General features: G+C 65.2%; 6 protein-coding genes. All 6 read left to right on the forward strand.

The window, feature by feature from the left end; genetic code table 11:
- Positions 1 to 3,184: DNA-directed RNA polymerase subunit beta' (locus tag J0J10_RS00770; protein WP_291644450.1), on the forward strand; the 3,184-nt coding region annotated here is incomplete at its 5' end.
- Positions 3,185 to 3,332: 148 nt separating this feature from the next.
- The gene (locus tag J0J10_RS00775) at positions 3,333 to 4,430 is read left to right on the forward strand and encodes a helix-turn-helix transcriptional regulator (RefSeq protein ID WP_291644452.1); all 1,098 of its coding nucleotides are present in this window, start codon (positions 3,333 to 3,335) and stop codon (positions 4,428 to 4,430) included.
- Between the two features lie 567 nt (positions 4,431 to 4,997).
- Complete coding sequence (rpsL, locus tag J0J10_RS00780) at positions 4,998 to 5,369, forward strand: 30S ribosomal protein S12 (RefSeq protein WP_066480217.1); 372 nt, start codon at positions 4,998 to 5,000, stop codon at positions 5,367 to 5,369.
- A 69-nt stretch (positions 5,370 to 5,438) separates the two neighbouring features.
- Positions 5,439 to 5,909 carry a 30S ribosomal protein S7 gene (rpsG, locus tag J0J10_RS00785; RefSeq protein ID WP_291642193.1) on the forward strand — a complete coding sequence of 157 codons (471 nt, stop codon included), beginning with the start codon at positions 5,439 to 5,441 and terminating at the stop codon, positions 5,907 to 5,909.
- A gap of 36 nt (positions 5,910 to 5,945) precedes the next feature.
- A complete protein-coding gene (gene fusA / locus J0J10_RS00790; RefSeq protein ID WP_291642195.1) occupies positions 5,946 to 8,021 on the forward strand; it encodes an elongation factor G in 2,076 nt (691 codons plus the stop codon).
- A gap of 55 nt (positions 8,022 to 8,076) precedes the next feature.
- On the forward strand, positions 8,077 to 8,357 hold a 281-nt coding region (locus J0J10_RS00795; RefSeq protein ID WP_291644334.1), incomplete at its 3' end, for a GTP-binding protein.

Below are 8,357 nucleotides of genomic sequence, written 5' to 3' on the forward strand. Positions count from 1 at the left end.
CATGCTGAAGGGCAAGCAGGGGCGTTTCCGCCAGAACCTGCTCGGCCAGCGCGTCGACTATTCCGGCCGTTCGGTCATCGTGGTCGGCCCGGAGATGAAGCTGCACCAGTGCGGCCTGCCGAAGAAGATGGCGCTCGAGCTGTTCAAGCCGTTCATCTATGCGCGCCTCGACGCCAAGGGCTACTCGACCACGGTCAAGCAGGCCAAGAAGCTCGTCGAGAAGGAGAAGCCCGAGGTCTGGGATATCCTGGACGAGGTCATCCGCGAGCATCCGGTGCTGCTGAACCGCGCGCCGACGCTGCACCGCCTGGGCATCCAGGCCTTCGAGCCGGTCCTGATCGAGGGCAAGGCGATCCAGCTGCACCCGCTGGTCTGCGCCGCGTTCAACGCCGACTTCGACGGCGACCAGATGGCCGTGCACGTCCCGCTGTCGCTCGAGGCGCAGCTGGAAGCGCGCGTGCTGATGATGTCGACCAACAACATCCTGCACCCGGCGAACGGCCTGCCGATCATCGTGCCGTCGCAGGACATCGTGCTCGGCCTCTACTACCTGTCGATCATCTCCGATGGTGAGCCGGGCCAGGGCAAGATCTTCGGCGATTTCGGCGAGCTCGAGCACGCGCTGCACGAGAAGGTCGTGACGCTGCACTCGAAGATCAAATATCGCTGGACCGGCGTCGGCCAGGACGGCAACCCCTATACGAAGATCTACGAGACCACGCCCGGCCGCGTGATCCTTTCGACCGCGCTGCCGGAGCATCCGGCCGTGTCCTTCGACGTCGTCAACAAGCTGATGACCAAGAAGGAGATCTCCAACATGATCGACGCCGTCTATCGCGGCTGCGGTCAGAAGGAGTCGGTGATCTTCTGCGATCGCGTCATGGGCCTCGGCTTCAAGCACGCCTTCAAGGCCGGCATCTCGTTCGGCAAGGACGACATGGTCATCCCCGAGAACAAGTGGGAGATCGTCGATACCACCCGCGTCCTCGCCAAGGATTACGAGCAGCAGTATCAGGACGGCCTGATCACGCAGGGCGAGAAGTACAACAAGGTCGTCGACGCCTGGGCGAAGTGCTCCGACAAGCTCGCCCAGGAGATGATGGCCCGCATCTCGACCGTGAAGAAGGACGAGAACGGCCGCGACAAGCCGATCAACTCGATCTACATGATGAGCCATTCGGGTGCCCGTGGCTCGCCGGCCCAGATGCGCCAGCTCGCCGCCATGCGCGGCCTGATGGCCAAGCCGTCGGGCGAGATCATCGAGAGCCCGATCATCTCGAACTTCAAGGAAGGCCTCGACGTTCTCGAGTACTTCAACTCGACCCACGGCGCCCGCAAGGGCCTCGCCGACACCGCGCTGAAGACGGCGAACTCGGGTTACCTGACCCGCCGCCTCGTCGACGTGGCGCAGGACGCGATCATCTCCGAGACGGATTGCGGCTCGGATAACGGCATCAAGATGCGCGCCATCATCGATGCCGGCCAGGTCGTGGCGTCGCTCGGCATCCGCATCCTCGGCCGCTCGGCGGCGGAGGACGTCACGGATATCGACGGCAACGTCCTCGTGGCCAAGGGCACGATGATCGAGGAAAGCCATATCGAGAAGATCAACGCCGCCGGTGTCCAGGAGGTGAAGATCCGCTCGGTGCTGACCTGCGAGACCAAGAACGGCGTCTGCGCGACCTGCTATGGCCGCGACCTCGCTCGCGGCACGCCCGTCAACATGGGCGAGGCCGTCGGCGTCATCGCGGCGCAGTCGATCGGCGAGCCGGGCACGCAGCTCACCATGCGTACCTTCCACATCGGTGGCGCCGCGACGATCGCGGACCAGTCCTTCGTCGAGTCCAACTTCGAAGGCGTCGTGAAGATGCGCAACCGCAACGTTGCGCGGAACTCCGACGGCGACCTGATCGCCATGGCGCGCAACATCGCCATCGTGATCGTCGGTCCGGACGGGGCGGAGCGCGCGGTGCACCGCGTCCAGTTCGGCTCGAAGCTGCGGGTCGACGAGGGCGACAAGGTCAAGCGCGGCCAGCGCCTGATCGAGTGGGACCCCTATTCCCGTCCGATCCTGGCGGAAGTGGACGGCAATGTCGGCTACGAGGATCTCGTGGACGGCATGTCGATCACCGAGACGACCGACGAGGCGACCGGCATCTCCAAGCGCGTCGTCATCGACTGGCGCGGCTCGGCCCGTACGTCGGACCTTAAGCCGGCGCTCACCGTGCATGGGCCGGATGGCAAGATCGCCAGGCTGGCGCGTGGCGGCGACGCCCGCTACATCCTGCCCGTCGACGGCATCATCTCGGTGGAGCCGGGGGCCTCGATCAAGGCTGGCGACGTGCTCGCCCGTGTCTCGACCGACTCGGCCAAGACCCGCGACATCACCGGCGGTCTGCCGCGGGTGGCGGAGCTGTTCGAGGCACGTCGTCCGAAGGATGCGGCGATCATCGCCGAGAAGGCCGGCGTCATCGGCTTCGGCAAGGACTACAAGAACAAGCGGCGCGTCACGCTGACGCCGCATGACGGCTCGGATGGGCTCGAATACCTGATCCCGAAGGGCAAGCACATCCATCTCCAGGACGGCGACGTCGTCGAGATGGGCGACTACATCCTCGACGGCAACCCGGCCCCGCACGACATCCTGGCGATCAAGGGCGTCGAGGAGCTGGCGGCTTATCTGGTGAACGAAATCCAGGAGGTCTATCGCCTCCAGGGCGTCGGCATCAACGACAAGCACATCGAGGTGATCGTCCGGCAGATGCTGCAGAAGGTCGAGATCACGGATGGCGGCGACACCGACATCCTGACCGGCGACCAGATCGACCGCATCGAGCTGGAAGAGGTCAATGCCAAGATGCGCGAAGAGGGCAAGAAGCCGGCTTCTGGCGTTCCGGTCCTGCTCGGCATCACCAAGGCCTCGCTGCAGACGCGCTCCTTCATCTCGGCGGCGTCCTTCCAGGAGACCACCCGCGTTCTCACCGAGGCGGCGGTCAACGGCAAGCAGGACACGCTCGAGGGCCTGAAGGAGAACGTCATCGTCGGCTCGCTGATCCCGGCCGGTACGGGCGCGCAGGTCGCCCGCATCAAGCAGGTGGCGACGCGCCGCGACGATCTGATCGTCGGACAGAAGGCGGATGCGGCGGCCAAGGCCGCGGCCGCGGTGCTGCCGGCCGCCGAGTAAGCTCGGCTCAAGGCTTCGACTTATGTGGAACGGCCGCCTTCGGGCGGCCGTTCTGCTTTGGCTTGACGCTCGGGGGACCGATCTGCCTAGATTCCAGCAGCGAAACGCGCCGGGGGGCGAGCGATGTGCTGCTGGTGGGGCTGGGGCAATGGACGAGCGTTTCCTGGAAAGCCTCTATGAGGCGGCAATCGTTCCCGAGCTCTGGCCCGGGGTCCTGAAACGGTTCCAGAGCCAGACGCGGGGGGCCGGAGCGGTCCTGGTCACGGTCGCGGCCGGCCGGGCGCGCTGGATTTCCTCCTCGCCTGAATTCGACGAGGTCGTGGCGACGCATTTCGAGCGCTTCCCCGACAATGCGCGTACGGCCCGGTTGCTCGGGCGCAATCATGCCGGCTTCCTGCGCGACGTCGACATTTTCAGCAGTGACGAGATGGCGCTGGAGCCGGTCTATGCGGATTTCCTGCTGCCGCGCGGCCTCGGCATCGGTGTCGCGACCTCGATCGTCTCGCCGAGCGGCGAGGCCTTCATCCTGCACGCCGAACGCGAATGGAAGGAAGGCCCCGTCGATGCGGCGCAGATCCGCCGGCTCGACGGGCTGCGCCCGCATCTGGCGCGGGCCATGGTGCTCTCGGCGCGGCTGGATTTCGAACGGGCTCGGAGCGCGACGCAAGCGCTCGAGACGATGGGGTTGCCGGCGGCGGTACTGGATCGCAGCGGGCGGCCCGTCGCGATGAACCCGCTGCTCGCGGCGATGCTGCCGGAGGTGGCGCAGGACCGCATCGCCCGTCTGACCTTGACCAACGCACCGGCGGACGCACTCTTCGCCGCTGCGCTCGCGGCGATCGGCTCGGCGCCGGCGGATGCGGCGGTGCGTTCGATCCCGATCGCGCAGCAGGGCGATCGTCCGCCGCTGATCCTGCATCTTTCGCCGATCCGCGGCGCGGCCCATGACATCTTCACGCGTGCCGCGACGATCCTGGTGGTGACGCCGGTCGTGCTCGGGGAGCTGCCCAGCGCCAGCGTCGTCCAGGGCCTGTTCGACCTGACTCCGTCGGAGGCGAAGCTCGCGGCCTTGATCGCCGCCGGCATCCGACCGCGCGACGCGGCCGCGACGCTCGGCGTCACCGAGTCGACGGCACGCACGACATTGAAGCGCGTCATGGCCAAGACCGGCCTGCATCGCCAGGCCGAGCTCGTCGGTCTGCTGCGTGGCGCGCGGCTCGGGCCGGCGGGCGGGCAGGCCGACTGAAGAGGCGGCGGTCACGCGGAAGCGGGCCCGCCGGACAGGCGCGCTCTGCGCAGGATCCGCAAGGCAGCAGGCATGGTCCATGGCCATGCCGGTCAAAACACGGGAGAGCGGCGCGAGAACGAAGGCGGGCCTTGCTGGCCCCGATGTTCCTGCGCTAGGGTTCCTCGGCAGGCTCCCCTCGCGAGGGGGTGCGGGATACTCCGGCGCGCCCGATGGCGCCGTAGAGGCAGGTCCGCCATGCACGGGCCGGAGACTTCGTAAATCCGGGGTTGACGCGAATCTCCGGCTGAGTCATAAGCGCGCCACTGTCGACGGTTGTCGGACACGTTTGTCGCTCATCCCTAGTATGAGCGAATTTCGCGACCGAAACTCCGTCGGAATTCCAGCGTCGATAGACGACATGGCAGGACGCATGAATGCGGGTCATCCGTGTTCCTCTGCATGGCGAACGCGCCTGAGGCCTCTTTAAAGGGCGCCGATGGCGCGGCTTCGTTTGTGTCATGGCTTCGCCGGCGCCGGAAGGACCATGAGATTTTTCAAAGCGCTCAGGGGAGCGAGAGGCCTTAAATGCCGACAATCAGCCAGCTGATCCGCAAGCCGCGTTCGCCCGTCAAGGCGCGCAACTCCGCTCCGGCACTTGAGAATTGCCCGCAGAAGCGGGGCGTTTGCACGCGCGTCTATACGACGACGCCGAAGAAGCCGAACTCGGCGCTCCGCAAGGTTGCCAAGGTGCGCCTGACCAATGGCTTCGAGGTCATCGGTTACATTCCTGGCGAGGGTCACAACCTCCAGGAGCACTCCGTCGTCATGATCCGCGGCGGCCGCGTCAAGGACCTTCCCGGCGTGCGCTACCACATCCTGCGCGGCGTGCTCGATACGCAGGGCGTCAAGAACCGTAAGCAGCGTCGTTCGAAGTACGGCGCCAAGCGTCCGAAGTGATTTGTGCCGAACCGGCGGGGCAGGGGCCCGGCCGGTTCGCAGTTTAGAGATTTGACCGGAGACTAGACGATGTCCCGCCGCCATAGCGCCGAAAAACGCGAGATCATCCCGGACGCCAAGTATGGCGACGTGATCCTGACGAAGTTCATGAACTCCGTCATGTACGAAGGTAAGAAGTCGACGGCCGAAGGCATCGTCTACGGCGCCTTCGACATCATCGAGGGCAAGATGAAGAGCGACCCGCTCGCCGTCTTCAAGAGCGCTCTCGAGAACGTCGCTCCGGCGATCGAGGTTCGCTCCCGCCGCGTCGGCGGTGCGACCTACCAGGTCCCCGTCGAGGTTCGCTCGGAGCGTCGTCAGGCGCTGGCGATCCGCTGGCTCATCGCCGCGGCCCGTGCGCGCAACGACCGTACGATGGTCGAGCGTCTCTCGGCCGAGCTGATGGATGCCGCCAACAACCGCGGCAACGCCGTGAAGAAGCGCGAAGACACGCACCGGATGGCGGAAGCCAACCGCGCCTTCTCGCACTATCGCTGGTAATCCGTCCGCGACACCCCGGAAAAACAGAGCACTTCCATGGCCCGTTCCCACCCCATCGAGAGCTATCGCAACTTCGGCATCATGGCCCACATTGATGCGGGCAAGACGACGACGACCGAGCGCATCCTGTTTTATACGGGCAAGAACCATAAGCTCGGCGAGACGCATGACGGCTCGGCGACCATGGACTGGATGACCCAGGAGCAGGAGCGCGGCATCACGATCACGTCCGCCGCGACGACCTGCTTCTGGCGCGACAATCGCCTGAACATCATCGACACCCCCGGCCACGTCGACTTCACCATCGAAGTCGAGCGTTCGCTGCGCGTGCTCGACGGTGCCGTCTGCGTGCTCGACGGCAACCAGGGTGTCGAGCCCCAGACCGAGACCGTCTGGCGCCAGGCCGACAAGTACGACGTTCCGCGCGTCGTCTTCGTCAACAAGATGGACAAGATCGGCGCCGATTTCTTCCGCTGCGTCCAGGACATCATCGACCGCGTCGCCGGCAAGCCGGTCTGCCTGCAGATCCCGATCGGGGCCGAGTCGGACTTCCAGGGCGTCGTCGACCTGATCAAGATGAAGGCGATCGTCTGGGACGGCGAGGCTCTCGGCGCGTCCTATAACGAGCGCGACATTCCGGCCGATCTCGCCGACAAGGCCGCCGAATACCGCAACAAGCTGATCGAAGCCGCCGTCGAGATGGACGATGCGGCGATGGAAGCCTATCTCGAAGGCAACGAGCCGGACGCCGACACGCTGCGCAGGCTGATCCGCACCGCGGTTCAGCGCCGTGCGTTCCACCCGGTGCTTTGCGGCTCGGCCTTCAAGAACAAGGGCGTGCAGCCGCTGCTCGACGCCGTCGTCGACTTCCTGCCGTCGCCGGTCGATCGCGGCGAGATCAAGGCCATCGACTTCAAGACCGAGGAAGAGACCGTTCGTCGTCCGACGGACGAGGATCCCTTCTCCATGCTCGCCTTCAAGATCATGGACGACCCCTTCGTCGGCACCATCACCTTCTGCCGCGTCTATTCGGGCAAGGTCGAGGCTGGCGCGAGCGTCATCAACTCGACGCGCGACAAGAAGGAACGTGTCGGCCGCATGCTGCTGATGCATGCGAACAACCGTGAGGACATCAAGGAGGCTTTCGCCGGCGACATCGTCGCCCTGGCCGGCCTCAAGGACGTCCGCACCGGCGACACGCTGTGCGATCCCGTCAAGGCGGTGATCCTGGAGCGCATGGAGTTCCCCGAGCCGGTCATCACGATCGCGATCGAGCCGAAGTCCAAGGCCGACCAGGAGAAGCTGGGCCTGGCCCTGTCGAAGCTCGCGAACGAGGATCCGTCCTTCCGCGTCTCGACCGACCAGGAGAGCGGCCAGACCATTCTCAAGGGCATGGGCGAGCTGCATCTCGACATCAAGGTCGACATCCTGCGCCGTACCTACAAGGTCGACGCCAATATCGGCGCGCCGCAGGTGGCCTATCGCGAGACCATCACCAAGAAGGTCGACGTCGACTACACCCACAAGAAGCAGACCGGCGGTACCGGCCAGTTCGCCCGTGTCAAGTTCACGGTCGAGCCGAACGAGACCGGCAAGGGCTTCGAGTTCGAGTCGAAGATCGTCGGCGGAACGGTTCCCAAGGAGTACATCCCGGGCGTCGAAAAGGGCCTCAACTCGGTCATCGGCTCCGGCGTGCTCGCCGGCTTCCCGGTGGTCGACGTCAAGGTCACCCTGACCGACGGCGCCTTCCACGAGGTCGACTCGTCGGCTCTGGCCTTCGAAATCGCCTCGCGTGCCGGTCTGCGCGAAGCGCTGCAGAAGGCTGGCGCGGTGCTGCTCGAGCCGATCATGAAGGTCGAGGTCGTGACCCCGGAGGACTACACCGGTTCGGTCATCGGCGACCTGAACTCGCGTCGCGGTCAGATCCAGGGCCAGGACATGCGTGGCAACGCCGTCGTGATCAACGCGATGGTGCCGCTCGCCAACATGTTCGGCTATGTCAACCAGCTGCGTTCGTTCAGCCAGGGGCGTGCCAACTACACCATGCAGTTCGACCACTATGAGCAGGTTCCTTCGGCGGTGGCCGCCGAGGTCCAGGCCAAGTACGCCTGAGCTGACAAAGACTTAAACCGAACACTTGAACAAGATTTGACGGACGGAGGCTGACATGGCCAAAGAGAAGTTCTCCCGCACGAAGCCGCACTGCAACATCGGCACGATTGGTCACGTTGACCATGGCAAGACGTCTTTGACGGCTGCGATCACGAAGGTTCTGGCGGAGGCTGGCGGCGCTTCGTTTACGGCTTATGACCAGATCGACAAGGCTCCTGAGGAGAAGGCGCGCGGGATCACGATCTCGACGTCGCATGTCGAGTACGAGACGCCTGCGCGTCACTATGCTCACGTCGACTGCCCCGGTCACGCCGACTATGTGAAGAACATGATCAC

The sequence above is a fragment of the Allobosea sp. genome, from assembly GCF_017308075.1.
Classification (GTDB): Bacteria; Pseudomonadota; Alphaproteobacteria; order Rhizobiales; family Beijerinckiaceae; genus Allobosea.